At 54.6% G+C, this 813-nt stretch carries 3 protein-coding genes; all 3 read right to left on the bottom strand.

Annotated elements, in window-relative coordinates; genetic code table 11:
* Positions 1 to 202: hypothetical protein (locus Afil_RS10650; RefSeq protein ID WP_439647328.1), on the bottom strand; the 202-nt coding region annotated here is incomplete at its 3' end.
* On the bottom strand, positions 199 to 504 hold the full coding sequence (locus tag Afil_RS10645) for a hypothetical protein (RefSeq protein ID WP_230268534.1): 306 nt from the start codon (positions 502 to 504) through the stop codon (positions 199 to 201). The genes Afil_RS10645 and Afil_RS10650, both read right to left, overlap by 4 nt.
* The coding region (locus tag Afil_RS10640; protein ID WP_230268533.1) for a phage head-tail connector protein at positions 501 to 813 on the bottom strand (313 nt) is incomplete at its 5' end. The genes Afil_RS10645 and Afil_RS10640, both read right to left, overlap by 4 nt.

Here is an 813-nt window from a genome sequence, read left to right as displayed (position 1 = left end):
ATGGGGTGATGCTTTCCCGCAGCTGTCCATGATGGCCGCCGGGGTTGGTCTCTTCGGTCGAAACCGGGGCTTTTCTTTGAGCGCCTGCGGTCAGCTCTGCCGTATTGAGCCGGACCACCTTCTGAATGGCGCTGCGATTTGCCTTGGCCAGCAGCTTTTTCTGAAACGGCTTGAGGCCGCTGATCGTTGCATTCAATCTCATGTCTGCACCTCCGATACGATAAACGACTCCTTGGTTCTGAGCCTGCGCCGAAAATCTACTGTGTACCGGCGCCCTCTAACATCGATCTGATCGAACACAATGTCTGTGTGGTTCTGGATATGGATCGTCAGGCTCCCCTGCCTCAGGCACCCATAGACCAGCTGAACCATTTCCGCCCTGGTATCCATCACGGATGCGTAGAGCGGCGTTTTTGTCTCTGTCCGGCCCTCGTAATTGCCGGTATCCGGATTGAAATGGCCCGGATCTGAGCGGACCAGCTCGATTTTCGTGTCGTATCTCATAAAAAACGAAGCCTCCGCACTGGAGTCTCGTGAGCTGTTTTCCATGCCTGAATGTCGTCCATGAAGTCCGCAAAGTCGTTGTCCCTGTAGGACACGCTCTCCCCCTCAACGTTGTGGCTGCTCATGCCTTCGGATCCGATCCGGTTAAAGCGGCGGATTGACGCTTCAATGGCGATGTATTGCATCTCTTCCGGTACGTCTTTGACACCAAGCAAAGAGGCCAGACGGGCTGAAGTCAGCGTAATGACGGACTTCAGCTTTTCGTCCTGGCTTTCATCACTCAGTCCCAGGAGCGTTTTTACCTGGTCA

The organism is Allobaculum fili (genome assembly GCF_020969955.1).
GTDB classification, from domain to species: domain Bacteria; phylum Bacillota_I; class Bacilli_A; order Erysipelotrichales; family Erysipelotrichaceae; genus Allobaculum; species Allobaculum fili.
The sequence above is the reverse complement of the archived record's forward strand: the minus strand, read 5'-3'. Positions and strand labels throughout refer to the sequence as shown.

Coding starts and splice junctions, on each gene's coding strand:
- Afil_RS10645 (WP_230268534.1), bottom strand. CDS start 504: ATGAGATACGACACGAAAATCGAGCTGGTCCGCTCAGATCCGGGCCAT.